Here is a 14,146-nt window from a genome sequence, read left to right on the forward strand (position 1 = left end):
ACATGTCGTGACGCACTTCTCGCGCCGGTACGCCCCCGTTCCGGTTGAAACCCGCCCCAGGTCGGAACACCAATGGGTGTACGGGTACTCGCACGGGGGCTGCGGGAAATGAGGAAGTGATGACGGCTGGATACGACGAGAAGCCGGCGATCGACCAGGCGGAGATCGCCCGGGCGGTGCGGGAGCGGGTGATTCGGGCCCGTTCGGTGTTGTCCGAGGCGAGTGACGCGCACGACACGGTCGGGCTGTCGCCGGCGCTCGACGAATTGGAGGAGGCGCTGCACGCCGCGCGGGAATACGGCGTGACGATCCCACCGGCGGGCAGCGCGTGACCCCTGGGGCGACCCGGGCGCCGGCGACCTGCTCGCCCGCCCGCGACCTCAGAGCCCCTTCAGCATGCCCCCGTCGATGACGTAGTCGGCGCCCACGATGCTCGCGGCCCGCTCCGAGGCCAGGAACACCACCAGGTCGGCGATCTCGTGCGGCTCGGACATCCGACCGGTGAGCACCCCCATCGCCTGCGGCAGCACCTCGTCCAGGAACGCCTGGGCGGTGGTGCCCGCCTCGGCGGCCATCAGGTCGGCGAACTGCCCGGGGTCGGTCCACAGCGGAGTACGGACCGGGCCGGGCGAGACGGTGTTCACGCGCACTCCCTGTGGGCCGAACTCCTCGGCGAGCGACTTCGAGTAGGCGGTCAGTGCGGCCTTCGCGACCGAGTAGTGCACCACCGACCGGGCCGGCACATGGGCGTTGACCGAGCCGATGTTGATCACTGCGCCGCCCCCGGCGGCCAGGATCGCGGGCATCGCGGCCCTGGTCGCGCGGATCGCGCTGAACAGGTTGATCTCGAGGATGCGCTGCCATTCGGCGTCCTCGACGTCGATGATCGAGGGTGTGGGCGCGCTCGCTCCGACGTTGTTGACCAGGATGTCCAGCCCGCCGTGCGCGTCGAGCGCGGTCTGGACCAGTTCGGCCGGGCCGTCCGGGTGGGCCAACTCGGCGGCCACCGGGAGGACGCCGAACTCCGCGCGCAGTTCGGCCAGTTCGGGGGAGACCCGGCGGCTGCCGGCGACCACCCGGGCGCCCTGCTCGGCGAAGCCGCGCACGATCGCCAGGCCGATGCCCTTGCTGCCGCCGGTGACCACGACGACCTTGTTCTTCAGGTTCAAGTTCATGGCTTAATTGTTGCGGCGCGGATAGATCACGTCTGGCGGAAATCCGCCGTCGCGTTCGGCGCGGCGGTGCGGGTGTGGGTGCGGCGCGGGGAGGGCGGCGCGGCGCAGAGCGGTGTGGCGCGGAGAGGGCGCGGGGCGGTGCGGGGGGGAGGGCAGGGCGTGCGGCGTGGCGCGGAGAGGGCGGCGCGCGGTGGCGCGGGAGGAGAGGGCGGTGCAGGGCGGTGCGCGCGGAGAGGGCGGCGCAGGGCGGTGTTGGGGGGCGGCGGCGTGCGTGCCGGGGCCTGTGTGGGTGGGAAGGTCGCCGCGAGGCGGCGGAAGCGCTGCGGCCGGTTGGCGGCCTGATTCGGACGGTGGTCGGGGAAGCGGAGGCGCAGCGGGCGAGGGGGTGTCGGATCAGGTGGGTCGGCTTGCCGACAGTGCCGCGTCGAGAAGGGCGCGGGTTTCGGTGATCGCGGTGGGCAGGGTCGACGGGGTCAAGCCGGCCGCGATCGTGTCCACCTCGCGCAGGCCGGCGTGGTCGAGCAGGGTCTTCTCGTTGGTCACCCACTCGCCGCGCCCGGCCGACACCGCGTGCGCCGCCTCGCACGCCGCGCGCCCGATCGCGCCCGCGACATCGGTGACATGGCCCCGAGGGGCGTGCGCGTGCTCCGCGTAGGTCAGGGTCAGCCGGGCGTCGTCGCCCCACCGGGTGTGCGCCGCCCGGCGCAGCGCCGCCGGGTAGGACGGGCGCGGCAGGTCGCCGAACAACACCCGGTTGACCGCGAGTTCGGCGACCACCAGGTAGGTCGGCACCCCCGCGAGGTGGAACAACAGCCGCTCGATGCCGAAGCGACCCGCCCGCGCCTCGGCCAACTCCCGTTCCACCGCCGCGAGTTCGCGATAGTGCAGATCGACCGGACGATCCGCCACGGTCAACCACGCGCCGCCGTTGAACACCCCGCCGCCCCAGCCGCCGAACTCCGACACCTCGCCGGGCCAGCCGAGGCCGCGGACCGCGTCCGGGCCGAAGCCGTCCCCGTAGTAGACCGCGAAGTCCCAGTCGCTGTCCGGCCGGTGGGTGCCCTGGGCGCGCGACCCGCCGAGCGCGACGGCGGCGACCCCGGGCAGTGCGGCGAGCCGTTCGGTGACGAGCGTGGTGAAGGCGGTGTCTCCGATCATGGGGACGAGGTTACAAGGCGCCGGCCGCGGGCCGGGTCAAGGCCGCAGGTAGCCGCGCGTGACCGCCTCGTCGATCAGCTCTCGGGTGTAGGCCCACAACGAGGGCGAGCCGTCCGCGATGGTGCTGCCCTGCTTGGCCAGTACCTCGGTGCGGGTGAGGTCGTACTCACGCCAGGTGCCGCCCTCGGTGTGGAAGTTGAGCAGGCACGGCTGGAACCGGTCGACCGCCTTGGCGAATCGTGCGTCGGGGGTCTCCCGGGCCTCGAACTCGGTCCACAGGGCCCGCAGTTCGGCGCCCTGCTCGGCGGGCAGCAGGCCGAAGATGCGGTCCGCGCCCTTTTCCTCGCGCTCGGCCTGGTCCGCCTCGGCGACGCGGTCGTAGTAGAAGGTGTCGCCCGCGTCGATCTCGACCAGGTCGTGGATCAGCAACATGCGCATCACCCGCGAGACGTCCACGTCCGCCGCCGCGTGCTCGGCCAGGATCCCGGCCAGCATGGCCAGGTGCCACGAGTGCTCGGCGGTGTTCTCCCGTCGCGACGCGTCCGCGATCAGGTTGCGCCGGATCACGCCCTTGAGCCGGTCGATCTCCAGGACGAAGCCGAGCTGCGCGGCCAGGCGCGGGTCGGTGGGCGGGAAGGGCGGAACACCGGACAAGGGAACTCCTCGGTCGTACGGTCGGGCGGCGTCCGGATCGCATCACCGTTCCGCGAGCGCGGTGACCGGCGCATAACGGGTGTCGGCACGCGGCACGGTGGGGGCACGGACGCGTCCACGATATGCAATGCACTCCCGCCGAAGACCGCCCCGGTGGGCTCGACCACACCACGGGCCGGATCCTCGGTCCGGGTCTATCGAGCGTCGGCGGGCCGGTCGGCCGCGGCCAGGCCCTCGGGCACGATGTAGTCGCGGATCAACCGCTCGGCGTCGCGCACCAGTGGCCGGAACACCTTGTACCGGGAGAGGGTGATCACCCGATTCACCATCGGCGTGGTGCGGGCGACGAACGCGCGCGTCTTGGCGCTGTCGGGGGTGCGGTCGTAGACCCAGAACAACACGATGCCCATCAGGTGCAGCCACAGCAGTTCGGGCAACAACTCGGCGAGTTCGTCGTCGATCCGCAACGACGAGCCGCGCAGCACGTCCGCGAAGAGCTCGGTGACCTGCTCGCGGATCGGATACGACTCGGCGGAGAACGGGCTGAGCGGGCTCTCCGGGTCGGCGGCGTTGCGGAAGAACTGCACGGCGAACGTGTGGTACGGCTCGGCCGTGTCCAGCCACGCGGTCAGCACCGCCTGGAGCCGGTCGCCGAAGTCGCGGACCCCGCGCAGGTCCTGCCGGGCACGGGCGATGTGCTCCTGGGTGACCCGGTCGTAGAAGCCGTGGATCAGGTGCTCTTTGGAGCCGAAGTAGTAGTAGGCGTTGCCGACCGAGACCCCGGACTCCTGGGCGATGGCCCGCATCGTGGTCTTGTCGTAGCCGCGTTCGCGGAACAGCCGCAGCGCGGTCTCCAGGATCAGAGACCGCGTCTGCTCGCTCTTGCCGGGCCGGCCGCCCCGGTCCCGCTTGGCGTCGTCGTCGGCCGGGTTCGCTGCTTCGGTGCCTGCCACGTGCTCCACGAGAGGCAAGGCTAATGGTCGAGTTCGCACCGCTCGGTACACGCGACGATCGTCCATGCTTCCCGGTAGGGATCGTGGTCCGTCTCCGGCGGCAGCGGATCGGCGCGGGTGACCGCCCGGATCCGGGCCGCGGCCAGTACGGCGGCCCGGGCCATCGGCATCCCCACCGGTGTGCCGAGCCGCCGGGACAACCGCCGGTAGCCGCGTAGCGCCCACAACACCGTCACCCACGCGGCGGCGCCGGTCCACACCTCCCCGGAGCCGCCCACCACGGTGATTTCGCGCACCGTCGCGGCATGGTCGAGCTCGGGGAATCGGTTGTGCGCCCGCGGCGAGTCGGCGGGCAGCAGGTCGACGGCGATCAGGGCCGGTTGCTGCGCGAGCCAACCGGACAGCGCCCGACACAGCGGGCACTCTGCGTCGTAGAGGACGGTGATCCGGCGCAGCGGTTGCGGCGGGGCGGGGGCACCGCGCCGGGCCGTCCCCTCCGATCGGCCCGGCGCGGAGTTCTGCGGGGTGGCGGTCATCGGGTCAGACCCCGGGCGCCGGTCGGGTGTTGCCCTGGGGCGCGATCGGCGGACCCCAGTCCCGAGCGGCGACCTTCTGCGCCCGGCGGGCCCGGTTCGCGTCCGAGTCGATCTCGTCGGCGAGGCCGCGCTGCCGGATCCGGCTCAGCACGTAGACGTTGAGCAGGTGCAGGACCCCCAGTACGAGCAGCACGGTACCGAGCTTGACGGACAACGCCTCGACCGAGCCGCGGGTGTCCTCGACGGCGTCGCCGATCCGCAGGTAGAGCGCGACGAAGCCGAGGTTGACCAGGTAGAAGCCGACCACCAGGAGGTGGTTGACGGCGGCGGCGAGGTCGTCGCGGCCATGCAGGACGTCGTGCAGGAAGACCTGTCCGTTGCGGCTCAGCGTGCGGGCCACCCACACGGTGAGGCCGATGCTGACGAGCAGGTAGATGGCGTAGGTGACAACGGTCATATCCATGACCGGCTCCTTTTTGAACGTGTTCAAATCGAGCGACGCGAGTGACTCTAGACCTGTTTTTGAACGCGTTCAAGTTTGTTGTGGCGGGGGCTTGTGGAGGCGGACGAGTACCTGCGCGCGGTCACCGCGGCGGAACCGGCCTGGGTGGGCGCGGTGTTGGCCGACCTGACGGCCGGCCGACCGACCTGGAGCCAGGAATCGCCGGCCGCGCTCGCCGAATCGTTCGCGGAGTAGGCCCTCGGCGCGCCGTGGCCGGCTGCCTTGACCTGGACCGCGCTCCAGCTTTTAGCGTTGCCGACATGACGACCACGCAACACCGAATCGGCAGCGGATTCGGCGCACACAGCACCACCGACGACGTGCTCGCCGGGATCGACCTCTCCGGCCGGACCGCCCTGGTCACCGGCGGCTACTCGGGCCTGGGCCTGGCCACCACGCGCGCGTTGACCCGCGCCGGTGCGCACGTGATCGTGCCCGCGCGCCGGGCCGCCGCCGCCGAGTCCGCGCTGCGCGAGGTGCCCGGTACCGAGGTACACGAACTCGACCTCGCCGACCAGGAGAGCATCCGCGCCTTCGCCGCCGACCTGCTGCGCACCGCCCGCCCGCTCGACCTGCTGATCGCCAACGCCGGCGTGATGGCCTGCCCCGAGACCCGGATCGGCCCGGGCTGGGAGGCACACTTCGCGATCAACCACCTGGGCCACTACGCGCTGGTCAACCGGCTGCTCCCGGCGCTGACCCCCGGCCGCGCCCGGGTGGTGGCGGTGGCCTCCTCGGGCCACTTCCTCTCCGGGATCCGCTGGGCCGACCCACACTTTCGCGACGGATACGACCGATGGGCGGCGTACGCGCAGTCCAAGACCGCCAACGCGCTGTTCGCCCGGCACCTGGACACCCTCGGCGCGAGCCGCGGACTGCACGCCTTCGCGCTGCACCCGGGCAGCATCCTCACCCCCCTGCAACGGCACATCCCCCGGGAGGAGCAAGTCGCCCAGGGCTGGCTGACCGCCGACGGCCGGCCGGCGCCCGGCTTCAAGACGCCGGCCCAGGGCGCGGCGACCACCGTATGGGCGGCGACCGCGCCGGTGCTCGACGCACACGGCGGGGCCTACCTCCAGGACTGCGACATCGCCGAACCGGCGACCTCCGACGACATGCTCGTGGGCGGCGTCAAACCGTGGGCGACGGATCCGGTCGACGCCGCCCGTCTGTGGCGGCTGTCCGCCGACCTCACCGGCCTGGACGCGTTCGGCTGATCGGACGTGCGGCCCGTCCCCGGGCGGGTCGTCGAACCCGTGCCGGGTCCGCGCCGTCCGGTATCCGCACTGCGGGCTCCTCGCGGCGCCCGCCGTGCCGGAGGAACAGCGGAAGGGGGCCACCGCGCGCTCACTTCGCCGGCATGCCGAGGCGCGACGGCAGACGCGCCGTCCGACCCGAGGGGGTCCGACGGCGCGTCCCGACCCACCGCCCCGGGCGCGGTCCGCGGGCCGCACCGCCGCGCGGCGGCCGTATCATCCAGCTGATCGACAACTCGGTGACCGCGCTCGGCCCGAGCGCGCCGGGTGGCGACGACCCCGGGAGCGACCTTGTCCGACACGCTGGAATACCACGTCCTGCACATCGCGGTGGAGACGGAGAGCGAGGGGCGGGCGATCCTCGACGAACTCGCCCGGGATCCGGACCGGTTCGGCGATCTGGCCCGGAAACGGTCGAAGGACCCGCTGTCCGCGGCCAAGGGCGGCGACCTGGGCTGGGGACAGGAGGACGACTACGCCGAGGCGTTCGCCGCCGCGCTGGTCCGGCTGCGCCCGGGGCGGTTCAGCGACCTGGTCCCGTCCCAGTACGGCTTCCACATCATCAAACTCGCCGCCACCCGCCCGGCCCGGCACGTCGACGAGGACTGAGCGAGGCCCGATCCGCTCCGCGCGACGAACAACGCGCCCGGCCCGGCGTGCTCGGCGCGACGAACCATCCGCGGGCCCCGGTCCGCCGGGGGCTACCGACCGGGCGCGGGGATGCATCCGAACCGCGGCGGCCCGCGTGCAAGGGGTAGGGGCGTCGCCGCCCGGCCGGAACCGTCCGGCGCGCGGCCGCCCGAGCGAAAGGGATACCCCGGATGATTCGTAGTCGGCACACCCAGGACACCCGCCGCCCCCGCCCGGCCCGGGTCTTCGGCGCGGCGGCCGTCGCCCTCGCCACGCTCGCGATCTGCGCGCCCTCCGCGTCGGCCGTACGCAACGGCAGCACCGCGCCGGCCGGCGCCGCACCGTACGCGGTCGCGCTGTTCACCGCCGACGGACAACAACTGTGCGGCGGCACCCTGGTGACCTCGACGAAGGTGCTCACCGCGGCGCACTGCGTCATGGACGTGGCCGACCCGACCGGCATCACGGTGGTCGCCGCACGAGTGGACCTGACCACGTCGAACGGCAGCACCCGCAAGGTGACCAGGGCGCGCGTGCACCCGAGGTTCGTCGTCGGCACGCTGACCTACGACGCGGCCGTGCTGGAACTGAACCGGCCGCTGGCCGACAAGACGCTGCCGATCGCCGGTGCCAAGGACGACGCGCTCTACACGCTCGGCAGGAAGGCGACCGTCTACGGCTGGGGCAAGCGCGACGGCGGCGTGCCGACCACCCGGCAGCAACGCACCACGCTGGTGCTCTCGCCGCCGGCGGCGTGCGACCCGTACACCTTCCCCGGGGACACCACCGCGACCAAGGTGTGCGGTCTGCCGCCGGCCGACAACCCCGGCACCAGCGTCTGCAAGGGCGACTCGGGCGGCCCGCTGGTGGCCGGCGGCAAGCTGATCGGGATCGTCTCCTCGGGCAACATGTACTGCTCCGCCGAGCAGCCCCGATCGGTCTTCACCCGGGCGAGCGCGGTCACCGGGGAACTCGGCCTCTGAGCCGTCCCGGCCCTGCGCGGGCGTAGCGATTCGCCCGGGTCCGACCGGATTTCGGATCCCCTCGGGCCTGCCGCCGAACCGGTGGCAGGCCCGTTTGCCGACCCGCTATACACAGTGGGTATACCTAGTGCGTATAGTGCGGGGCATGTCAATCGGTCACACCCTGCTCGGGCTCCTGGAGTCCGGCCCCCGCCATGGCTACGACCTCAAGCGCGGCTTCGACGAGCGCTTCGGCCGCGACCGCACGCTGGCCTACGGTCAGGTCTACTCGACCATGTCGCGGCTGCTGAAGAACGGCCTCGTGGAGATAGACGGCCTCGAATCCGGCGGTGGTCCCGAGCGCAAGCGCTACGCGATCACCGACGCCGGCGTCACCGACGTCGAGCAGTGGCTCGGCCGGCCGGAGAAGCCCGAGCCCTACCTCCAGTCGACGCTCTACACCAAGGTCGTGCTCGCGCTGCTGACCGGTCGCGACGCCGCCGACATCCTGGACACCCAACGTGCCGAGCACCTGGGCATGATGCGCGAGCTCACCCGCCGCAAGATCGACGGCGACCTCAGCGACCGCCTGATCTGCGACCACGCGCTGTTCCACCTCGAGGCGGACCTGCGCTGGCTCGAACTGACCGCCGCCCGCCTCGGCGAACTCACCCGGGAGGTCCGCAAGTGACCGACGCCCTGCTCAGCGGCCGCGACCTGCACAAGACCTACGGCGCGACCCCCGCCCTGGCCGGCGCGGAGTTCACCATCCGGGCGGGCGAAGTGGTCGCCATCATGGGCCCGTCCGGCTCCGGCAAGTCGACCCTGCTGCACTGCCTGGCCGGCATCGTGCGCCCCGACTCCGGGGTGATCCACTACGCCGGCCGCGAGCTGACCGCGATGTCCGACGCCGGACGCAGCGCGCTGCGCCGCAGCGACTTCGGCTTCGTCTTCCAGTTCGGCCAGTTGGTGCCCGAACTCACCTGCCTGGAGAACGTCGCGCTGCCACTGCGGCTGAACGGCGCCAAGCGCAAGACGGCCGAGGCACAGGCCCTGGACTGGATGGAGCGCCTGGAGGTCGCCGACCTCGCGCGCAAGCGGCCCGCCGAGGTCTCCGGTGGCCAGGGTCAGCGGATCGCGGTGGCCCGCGCCCTGGTGATCCGCCCCAAGGTGGTCTTCGCGGACGAGCCCACCGGCGCGCTGGACTCGCTCAACGGCGAACGTGTCATGCACCTGCTGATCGAGGCGGCCCGCGCCACGAACGCCGCCGTCGTACTGGTCACCCACGAAGCCCGGATCGCCGCCTACTCCGACCGCGAGATCGTCGTCCGCGACGGCCGGTCCCAGGACCTGGCGCGCGCCGCGTGAACGTGTTCGGCAATCTCGGGATGGGCGCGGGATTCGCGGTCACCGGCGGCCGGGAGGGCTGGACCCGCACGCTGCTGACCGCGATCGGCGTCGGCCTGGGCGTGGCCCTGCTGCTGCTGACCACGGCGATACTCGGCGCGCTGTCCGCGCGCGACCAGCGCGGCAACGACCGGCTCGAGCACATCACGTTCGTGCCGCAGGCCGCCGCGAACACGCTGCTCGTCGGCATGTCCGAGGGCACCACCTACCGGGGCAAGGACATCCGCGGCCGGCTGCTGCGCGCGGAGGGCGCCCACCCGCCGATCCCGCCGGGCCTGACCAAGGTGCCCGCACCGGGCGAGATGGTCGTCTCGCCCGCGCTGGCCGACCTGCTCGGCTCGGACCGGGGCCGGCTGCTGCGCGAGCGGCTGCCCTACCGGATCACCGGCACGATCGGCGACCGGGGCCTGCTCGGCCCGAACGAACTGGCCTACTACGCGGGCCACGACGCGCTCTCCGCCGAGACCGGCTCGGCGCGCCGAGTCACCAGCTACGGCGACGAGTTCCCGGCCCAGCCGCTGGACAAGCGACTGCTCCTGCTCGTCCTGGTGATGTTCGTGGTCCTGCTGATGCCGGTCGCCGTACTGATCGCCACCGCCGTGCGCTTCGGCGGCGAACGGCGCGACCGACGGCTCGCGGCGCTGCGCCTGGTCGGCGCCGACGCCAAGGCCACCCGGTGGATCGCGGCCGGCGAGGCGCTCGCCGGGTCGCTGTTCGGCCTGGCCCTCGGCCTCGGCTTCTTCCTGATCGGCCGACAACTCACCGGTGTGGCCGAGGCGTTCGACCTCAGCATCTTCCCCGGCGACCTGGATCCGAGCCTGCCGCTCGCGGTCCTGGTGGGGTGCGCGGTGCCGACCGCCGCGGTCGCGGTGACACTGTTCGCCATGCGCTCGGTGGTGATCGAGCCGCTCGGCGTGGTCCGCGCCGGTGCCCCCGCCCGACGCCGGGTGTGGTGGCGACTGCTGCTGCCACTGGTGGGTCTGGGGCTGCTGGTTCCGACCATCCGCAAGAGCACGGAGCAGGGCGGCGTCAACCAGATACAGGTGGTCGCCGGCACGGTCTGCCTGCTGGCCGGCATCACCGTACTGCTGCCGTGGCTGGTCGCGATCGTCGTGTCCCGGCTCGGCGCGGGCCGGGTGCCCTGGCAACTGGCGGTCCGCCGGCTCCAGTTGGGCGGCGGCTCGGCGGCCCGATCGGTCAACGGCATCGCGGTCGCGGTGGCCGGCGCGATCGCGCTGCAGATGTTGTTCACCGGCATCGAGCACGACTACACCAGGGAGACCGGCCAGGACCCCGGCCGGGCGCAACTGTCGGTGATGTCCAACGGCCGGGTGAGCAGCGACCAGGTCGCCGAGACCACCCGGCGGATCCGGGAGACCTCAGGCGTCAAGAGCGCGTTCGGACACGGGACCATCCAGGTCGCCGAGCGGGCCGAACACGGTCTGGGTACGTCGCTGACGGTCGGGGGCTGCGACGCGTTGCGCGAGATGGCCCGGATCGAGCGGTGCGCGGAGGGCGACACGTTTTTGCTCGAGCCCTCCGGGCCGGACCAGAGCGGGTCGCTGAACCCGGCGCCCGGGGACACCGTGATCATCGATCCGACGTACGCGGGTTCGCGGGCCACCCCGACGCCGTGGCAGATCCCGGCCACCGCCCGAACGGTGCCGGGTCGGGCGGACGCGAGCGGGCGCCGGTACCACGGGCTGTTGGCGACGCCGAGCGCGGTGCCGCCGGCCGCGAACCGGCGTCTGGAGTACTCCTTCGAGGTACAGCTTGACCCGGCGGTCCCGAACGCCGACGATCTGGTGCGCAACGCGGTCGCCCGGGCCGATCCGCTGGCCAGCACCATCGATCTGCACTGGACCACGGAGAACCACCGGTTCAAGAGCGTGCGTACGGCGCTGTTCATCGGCACGACCGTGGTGCTGCTGATGATCGGCGCGAGTCTCCTGGTCAGCATGCTGGAGCAGTTGCGCGAGCGGCGGAAACTGCTGTCCGTGCTGGTCGCGTTCGGCACCAGGCGCAGCACGCTGAGTTGGTCGATCCTCTATCAGACGGCGGTTCCGGTCGCCCTCGGGCTGATTCTCGCGACGGCCACGGGCGTGGGCCTGGGTGCGGCGCTGCTCGGCATGGTGGCTCGACCGTTCGCCCTTGACTGGGGCGCGATGGCGGCGATGACCGGGATCGGTGCGGCCGTGGTGGCGCTGGTCACGCTGCTGAGCCTGCCGCCGCTGTGGCGCCTGATGCGCCCGGACGGACTGCGCACCGAATAGCACGCAACGGGCGGTGCCCGAGGCACGGATGTTCCGGGCCTCGGGCACCGCTCGTTGCCCGGCCACGGGTTCGGCGTCGGCCCGTGGGGTGGGCGGCGGGCGCTCGACGGCGGGGTGCGGTACCGGGGGTGGACGGCGAAGTCGGGCCCTGGGTGCGACCCGCGCGGGTGGCCCGCCGGGGGAGCGTGGGGGCGACCCTGCCGTCGATTTCCCTTGGAGAGCCATGAGTTCCATTGATGTGACGCGCCGTCAGGCGATCGGGCTGAGTCTGGGCGCGGGTGCGCTGCTCGCCGGTGGGGTGCTCGGCGCGGGAGCGGGTCCGGCCGCTGCGGCTGCCCCGAACGGCACGTTTCGGGCGACGCTGCCCGGGCCCACCGGTCCGCATCCGGTGGGCACCGTGTCGCTGCACCTGATCGACGCCACGCGGCGGGTTCCGTGGGTGCCCGAGCACCCGTTGCGCGAGCTGATGATCACCCTGTGGTACCCGGCCCGCGCCGGACATCGGTATCCGCGCGCGCCGTGGCTGCCGGCCGGCTCGGCGGAGGCGTTCGGACTCGACGGCGGCTTCCCGCCGGGGACCTTCCGGGCCCCGGTGACCCACGGGCACGACGGCGCGCCCGTCCAGGGCTGCCTGGGCCGGTTGCCCGTGGTGGTGTTCTCGACCGGCAAGAACGGGTCGCGGTTCGGCTGCACGCTGATCTGCGAGGAGTTGGCCGGCCGGGGATATCTGGTGGTCGCGCTCGACCACCCGTACTGCGGCCTCGCCGTGGAGTTCCCGGACGGCACGGTGATCCCGGCCATCCCCGACGCGACGCGGGACGCACACGGCATCGCGGCGGCGCGGGTGGCGGACACCCGGTTCGTGCTCGACGCGCTCGAGGTGCTGGACGCCGGCGGCAATCCGGACGTGGACCGGCATCCGCTGCCGGCCGGCCTCGCGAGCGCGTTCGATCTGTCCCGGGTGGCCATGTTCGGCTACTCGCTCGGCGGCGGGACCGTGGCCGCGTCGATGTACGAGGACGACCGGATCCTCGCCGGACTCAGCCTGGACGGCGCGGTGTACGGACCGGTGCAGTCGGCCGGACTGGACCGGCCCTACCTGCCGCTGGACCTCAACAAGAGTTCGCGCGCGATCCCGGCGCTGGCCGAGTTCTGGTCGCATCTGCGCGGGTGGCGGCTGAACCTGCGGGTGGAGGAGACCAAGCACATCTCGCTCGGCGACGAGGAACTGATCGTCCCGCAGGCCGCCGCCTGGCTGGGCTGGTCGGCGCAGCAGGTCGCGGACCTGATCGGGACGTTGCGCCCCGAGCGCGCGCTGGCGATCCAGCGGGCGTATCCGAGGGCGTTCTTCGACCTGCATCTACGGCACGAGGGGCGGCTGTTGGCGGGGCCGTCGCCGCGGTTCCCGGAGGTCCGGTTCCTGCCGTAGGCGCGGGTCCGGCTCCGGGTCCGGGCCTGATGACAGCGGCGGCCCGGGGGATCCCGACGGGGGTCGCCCGGGCCGGCGGTGGTACGGGTGATCGTGTGCGGGACCCGACCGGCGGGTCACACCTTGCGTGCGACCGCGCCGAACTGGGGGACGATGGGCGGGAGTTCGCCGTCGACGGCATCCGCGCGCCAGCGGGCGCAGGAGACGATGCCGGGTTCGAGCAACTCCAGGTCGGCGAAGAAGCGGGTGAACTCGGCCAGGCTGCGCGCGGTGATCGGCGGCTTGGCGTTCTCGTTCCAGAACCGCATCGCCTCGATGTTGCCCTCGCCGCCGAGTTCGATGGTCGGGTGGGTCACCACCAGGTAGCTGCCCACGGGCACCGCGGCCATCAGTCGGCGGACGATGTCCACGGCCGTGTCGGTGTCCAGGATGAAGTTGAGGCTGCCCAGCAACATCACCGCGACCGGCCGCTCGAAGTCCAGCGTCGCCTTGGCGGCGGTGATGATGGCGTCCGGGTAGTGCGCGTCCGCGTCGATGTAGTCGGTGGCGCCCTCGGGGGTGCTGGTGAGCAGCGCCCGGGCGTGCGCCAGGACCAGCGGGTCGTTGTCCACGTAGACGATCCGCGCCCGGGGGTTCACCCGCTGGGCGACCTCGTGTGTGTTGTCCGCGGTGGGCAGCCCGGTGCCGATGTCCAGGAACTGGTCCACGCCCGCCTCGCCGGCCAGGAAGCGCACCGCGCGACCGAGGAACACCCGGTCCGCCCTGGCCACTTCGCCGATGCTGGGGAACATGTCGGTGACGTGGTCGCCGACCCGGCGATCGATCGGGTAGTTGTCCTTGCCGCCCAGCCAGTGGTTCCAGACCCGGGCGTTGTGCGCCACGTCCTGCCCGGAAGTCGGCTGGCCGTCGGTCGGTCGACTCTCGCTCACGGCGGTGGTTCCTTTTCCTGTACGCCATTCATTCGGCAAAACCGAGGCCGGTATTTCGAAAAACGGCGGCGCGGACGGGCATCTTGATCTATGCCCGATCCATTGTGCCAGGCGGCCGGCGCTCGGGTCGGTCCGGTGCCGGGCCGTGTCCGGCCGACGCCACCGCGTCGCCGGCCCGACCCACCGCGGTCGGCCGGCGCGCTCGGTCACGGGGGCGGCGCGCCCGGCCGGCGCACGTCCGCCGGCGGCGTCGCGGCGGGTGCTCGACCACCGCGTCGGCCC

16 protein-coding genes are annotated in these 14,146 nt (G+C 72.6%); 9 read left to right on the forward strand and 7 right to left on the reverse strand.

Annotation, left to right across the window (positions count from 1 at the left end; translation table 11 throughout):
- Positions 1-119 precede the first annotated feature (119 nt).
- The gene (locus ABIA38_RS22200; RefSeq protein WP_424640491.1) at positions 120-332 is read left to right on the forward strand and encodes a hypothetical protein; all 213 of its coding nucleotides are present in this window, start codon (positions 120-122) and stop codon (positions 330-332) included.
- Between the two features lie 48 nt (positions 333-380).
- Here ABIA38_RS22200 and ABIA38_RS22205 read toward each other — a convergent pair whose 3' ends face one another.
- The 6 genes from ABIA38_RS22205 to ABIA38_RS22230 all read right to left on the reverse strand — a co-directional run bounded on the left by ABIA38_RS22205 (position 381) and on the right by ABIA38_RS22230 (position 4,939).
- On the reverse strand, positions 381-1,175 hold the full coding sequence (locus tag ABIA38_RS22205; protein ID WP_424640492.1) for an oxidoreductase: 795 nt from the start codon (positions 1,173-1,175) through the stop codon (positions 381-383).
- 393 nt (positions 1,176-1,568) lie between these two features.
- Entirely contained in the window at positions 1,569-2,333 is a 765-nt protein-coding gene (locus ABIA38_RS22210) for a nucleotidyltransferase domain-containing protein (protein ID WP_424640493.1), read from the reverse strand.
- A 36-nt stretch (positions 2,334-2,369) separates the two neighbouring features.
- Positions 2,370-2,987 carry an HD domain-containing protein gene (locus ABIA38_RS22215; RefSeq protein WP_424640494.1) on the reverse strand — a complete coding sequence of 206 codons (618 nt, stop codon included), beginning with the start codon at positions 2,985-2,987 and terminating at the stop codon, positions 2,370-2,372.
- A gap of 194 nt (positions 2,988-3,181) precedes the next feature.
- Complete coding sequence (locus ABIA38_RS22220) at positions 3,182-3,949, reverse strand: TetR family transcriptional regulator (protein WP_424640495.1); 768 nt, start codon at positions 3,947-3,949, stop codon at positions 3,182-3,184.
- A gap of 11 nt (positions 3,950-3,960) precedes the next feature.
- Positions 3,961-4,476, reverse strand: a complete 516-nt coding sequence (locus ABIA38_RS22225) for a thiol-disulfide oxidoreductase DCC family protein (RefSeq protein WP_424640496.1) — start codon at positions 4,474-4,476, stop codon at positions 3,961-3,963.
- A 4-nt stretch (positions 4,477-4,480) separates the two neighbouring features.
- Positions 4,481-4,939 (reverse strand): hypothetical protein, encoded by a 459-nt coding sequence (locus ABIA38_RS22230; protein WP_424640497.1) that lies wholly within the window; start codon positions 4,937-4,939, stop codon positions 4,481-4,483.
- 93 nt (positions 4,940-5,032) lie between these two features.
- Between ABIA38_RS22230 and ABIA38_RS22235 the strand changes: the two genes are divergently transcribed.
- The 8 genes from ABIA38_RS22235 (at position 5,033) to ABIA38_RS22270 (ending at position 12,935) form a co-directional block, all read left to right on the forward strand.
- Entirely contained in the window at positions 5,033-5,173 is a 141-nt protein-coding gene (locus ABIA38_RS22235; protein ID WP_424640498.1) for a hypothetical protein, read from the forward strand.
- Between the two features lie 65 nt (positions 5,174-5,238).
- A complete protein-coding gene (locus tag ABIA38_RS22240) occupies positions 5,239-6,195 on the forward strand; it encodes an oxidoreductase (RefSeq protein WP_424640499.1) in 957 nt (318 codons plus the stop codon).
- Positions 6,196-6,525: 330 nt separating this feature from the next.
- Positions 6,526-6,843, forward strand: a complete 318-nt coding sequence (locus tag ABIA38_RS22245; protein WP_424640500.1) for a peptidylprolyl isomerase — start codon at positions 6,526-6,528, stop codon at positions 6,841-6,843.
- A 212-nt stretch (positions 6,844-7,055) separates the two neighbouring features.
- Complete coding sequence (locus ABIA38_RS22250) at positions 7,056-7,847, forward strand: S1 family peptidase (protein ID WP_424640501.1); 792 nt, start codon at positions 7,056-7,058, stop codon at positions 7,845-7,847.
- Positions 7,848-7,992: 145 nt separating this feature from the next.
- On the forward strand, positions 7,993-8,517 hold the full coding sequence (locus ABIA38_RS22255) for a PadR family transcriptional regulator (RefSeq protein WP_424640502.1): 525 nt from the start codon (positions 7,993-7,995) through the stop codon (positions 8,515-8,517).
- Positions 8,514-9,194 (forward strand): ABC transporter ATP-binding protein, encoded by a 681-nt coding sequence (locus tag ABIA38_RS22260; RefSeq protein ID WP_424640503.1) that lies wholly within the window; start codon positions 8,514-8,516, stop codon positions 9,192-9,194. The genes ABIA38_RS22255 and ABIA38_RS22260 overlap by 4 nt, the downstream gene beginning before the upstream one ends.
- A 20-nt stretch (positions 9,195-9,214) precedes the next feature.
- Positions 9,215-11,506 (forward strand): FtsX-like permease family protein, encoded by a 2,292-nt coding sequence (locus ABIA38_RS22265; RefSeq protein ID WP_424640584.1) that lies wholly within the window; start codon positions 9,215-9,217, stop codon positions 11,504-11,506.
- A 223-nt stretch (positions 11,507-11,729) separates the two neighbouring features.
- The gene (locus tag ABIA38_RS22270; RefSeq protein ID WP_424640504.1) at positions 11,730-12,935 is read left to right on the forward strand and encodes an alpha/beta hydrolase family protein; all 1,206 of its coding nucleotides are present in this window, start codon (positions 11,730-11,732) and stop codon (positions 12,933-12,935) included.
- A 116-nt stretch (positions 12,936-13,051) separates the two neighbouring features.
- On the opposite strand, the gene ABIA38_RS22275 is transcribed toward ABIA38_RS22270, so the two are convergent.
- Entirely contained in the window at positions 13,052-13,864 is an 813-nt protein-coding gene (locus ABIA38_RS22275) for an SAM-dependent methyltransferase (RefSeq protein ID WP_424640505.1), read from the reverse strand.
- Positions 13,865-14,146 lie beyond the last annotated feature (282 nt).

The organism is Embleya sp. AB8, assembly GCF_049739465.1.
In the GTDB taxonomy this organism is placed as follows: Bacteria; Actinomycetota; Actinomycetes; order Streptomycetales; family Streptomycetaceae; genus Embleya.

Excerpts from the sequence above, each read along its gene's own strand:
- ABIA38_RS22200 (WP_424640491.1), top strand. The coding sequence starts at position 120 with ATGACGGCTGGATACGACGAGAAGCCGGCGATCGACCAGGCGGAGATC.
- ABIA38_RS22255 (WP_424640502.1), top strand. The coding sequence starts at position 7,993 with ATGTCAATCGGTCACACCCTGCTCGGGCTCCTGGAGTCCGGCCCCCGC.
- ABIA38_RS22225 (WP_424640496.1), bottom strand. The coding sequence starts at position 4,476 with ATGACCGCCACCCCGCAGAACTCCGCGCCGGGCCGATCGGAGGGGACG.
- ABIA38_RS22205 (WP_424640492.1), bottom strand. The coding sequence starts at position 1,175 with ATGAACTTGAACCTGAAGAACAAGGTCGTCGTGGTCACCGGCGGCAGC.
- ABIA38_RS22270 (WP_424640504.1), top strand. The coding sequence starts at position 11,730 with ATGAGTTCCATTGATGTGACGCGCCGTCAGGCGATCGGGCTGAGTCTG.
- ABIA38_RS22210 (WP_424640493.1), bottom strand. The coding sequence starts at position 2,333 with ATGATCGGAGACACCGCCTTCACCACGCTCGTCACCGAACGGCTCGCC.
- ABIA38_RS22265 (WP_424640584.1), top strand. The coding sequence starts at position 9,215 with ATGGGCGCGGGATTCGCGGTCACCGGCGGCCGGGAGGGCTGGACCCGC.
- ABIA38_RS22230 (WP_424640497.1), bottom strand. The coding sequence starts at position 4,939 with ATGGATATGACCGTTGTCACCTACGCCATCTACCTGCTCGTCAGCATC.
- ABIA38_RS22240 (WP_424640499.1), top strand. The coding sequence starts at position 5,239 with ATGACGACCACGCAACACCGAATCGGCAGCGGATTCGGCGCACACAGC.
- ABIA38_RS22250 (WP_424640501.1), top strand. The coding sequence starts at position 7,056 with ATGATTCGTAGTCGGCACACCCAGGACACCCGCCGCCCCCGCCCGGCC.